Consider the following 2,236-nt stretch of genomic DNA (forward strand, 5'->3'; position numbering starts at 1 on the left):
GGGGGGGCGGGGCGGCGGCGCGGGGTCGCCGCGGGGGGGGGGCGGCGGGGGGGGGGGGGGGGGGGGCGGGGGGGGGGGGGGGGGGGCAGGGGGGGGGGGGGGGGGGGTTGGGGGGGGGGGGGGGGGGGAGGGGGGGGGGGGGGGGGGGGGGCGGGCGGGGGGGGGGGGGGGGGGGGGGGGGGGGGGGGGGGGTGCGGGGGGGGGGGGGGGGGCGGCTCCGGGGGCCGCGCTTCCGGGGGCCGGGCTTTCGGGGGCCGCGCCCTCGGGGGCCGGTGGGGGCCGGACCTTCGCGGGCCAGGGCGGGGCCGGTGGGAGCGGCTGCGGGCAGCACGTTATCCGGCGCGGGGGCACGCCTTCGGGGGCTGGGCGGGGCGGTACGAGTCAGCACGTATCCGGCGCGGCGGCGCGTTCCGGGGTGCTGGGTCGGTGGGCGACGCGTTCCCCACAGCGACCCATGACGCCTCGGTTGCGCAGCAAGGCCGTCAGCCGCGAGGCCGATCGTTATGCCACCCCAGTCCGGGCACTGCTTCGACCAGTGCAGCAGCGCGCCCGTCATCGGAGCCGCTGACGATGCGGTTCATCACGTACCCGAAGGCGATTCCCTGCGCGTCGGCGAAGCCGAGGAGCTGCCGCGGCCGGTGTGGCCGAAGGCGTTCAGGCCGGTCATGGGGTTGCCCTCGGTGGGGAGCATGTATCCGGTGCTGATCGGCCGAGGATCACCATCACCTGGTCTTCCGCTGGCCTGCTCTGCGGTCGCCGACGACAGAGTCTCCGGGGTGAGCAGGCGCACGCCGTCCCACCTCGCCGATCAGGGCGGCGTACATGGGCAAGTGCCTGCGCGGTGCCGATTCCGTTGGAGGACGGGAGTTCTGCGGCCTGCACCTCCGGCGAGTCGAAGTCGATGGCGGCTGGGTCGGTGACCGCGAACGCCCGGTTGCTGAAGGAGTTCGGGTCGCGCCAGGCGGCTACCTGCTCGCGAAGTTCCTCGGGAACCGCCTCGGCGGGCACGGTGGTGAGGTCGACGGCCGGCGATCGGTACACCATGCGGCTGACCCGGCCGCGTTCACTCGCCGGCAGGCCGATGAAGAAGTCCAGCCCGAGGGGGCGCGCGATTTCGTCGGCGAAGAAACGGCCCGGCGAGCGGCCGGAGACGCGGCGGATCACCTCTCCGACCAGCCAGCCCCAGGTTCGCCCGTGGTACCCGTGTGCAGTGCCCGGGTTCCACAGCGGGCGCTGGGCCGCGAGCGCTGCTGTCATGGGTTCCCAGGCCAGCGCCTCGGCCAGTGAGAGCGGCTCGTCCAGGGCGATCAGGCCGGCCTGGTGGGACAGGAGCCAGCGGACGGGGATGCCGGCCTTGCCGTTCGCCGCGAACTCCGGCCAGTACTTCGCCACCGGCGCGTCGAGGTCCAACATGCCGCGCTCGGCCAGCATGTGCGCCGCGGTCGCGGTGGCTCCCTTGGTCGCCGAGTAGACCAGTTGCAGCGTGTCCCGTGTCCACGGACGGCCGGTGTCAACGTCGGCGACGCCGCCCCACAGGTCGACCACAGGGCGGCCGTGCCGGTAGACGCACACGGCCGCGCCGATGTCCCCGTGCTGGGTGAAGTTCGCTGCAAACGCCTCGCGGACCGGTTCGAATCCGGGCGCAACCTCACCGTTGATCGTCGTCATGCCGTTCATCCTGGCAACCGTGCTGCTCTCACCGACAGGCGAAACCGGCTGTTTCTCAAGGGCGTTCGGCATCGATACGTACGACGAGTGTCACGCGCTCGCCCCTCGTGATCGGCCGTACGCCGTGGATGTGGTCGCGGGTGGCAGGGAAGGCGACCAGGGTGCCGCAGGGCGGCTTGATCTCCTGAGCCGGGCTCTCGAAGAACAGTTCCCCGCCGCCATAGGAGTCCGGTGTGTTGAGCCAGACCAGGAGGGTGAGGTCTCCGCCGACGACGGGCTGTCCGTTGGTCCGGGCCCGCTCGCGCTCGATGTCGGTGACCTCGTCGTGGTGGGCGACGAAGCCGACGCCCGGGCCGTAGCGGTAGACGACCGCCGGCTGGGTGGGTATGCGCTTCGGGGCGATTCCGAAGTGGCTGCGAAGGTGGGCGGCGCAGTGGGAGACAACCGCCCCTTCCAGGTGGTGCGGAGGGATCTCGACGTACTCGCTCTTGCGCAGCGTTTCGTCGATGACGCCCCGGTAGGTGCGCGGGCGGGCGGTCTGGTTCTTCATGCGGTCCATCAGCGTTCC

The 2,236-nt window shown here is 73.3% G+C and carries 1 protein-coding gene and 1 pseudogene; both read right to left on the minus strand.

Going from position 1 to position 2,236, the window contains the following annotated elements; translation table 11 throughout:
• Window positions 1-482: 482 nt before the first annotated feature.
• Window positions 483-1,668: pseudogene (locus L6E17_RS30320) on the minus strand (serine hydrolase domain-containing protein).
• Window positions 1,669-1,723: 55 nt separating this feature from the next.
• On the minus strand, window positions 1,724-2,236 hold a 513-nt coding region (locus L6E17_RS30325), incomplete at its 5' end, for a 2OG-Fe(II) oxygenase (protein WP_236243808.1).

The sequence above is a fragment of the Streptomyces sp. CC228A genome, assembly GCF_021390935.1.
Lineage (GTDB): Bacteria > Actinomycetota > Actinomycetes > Streptomycetales > Streptomycetaceae > Streptomyces.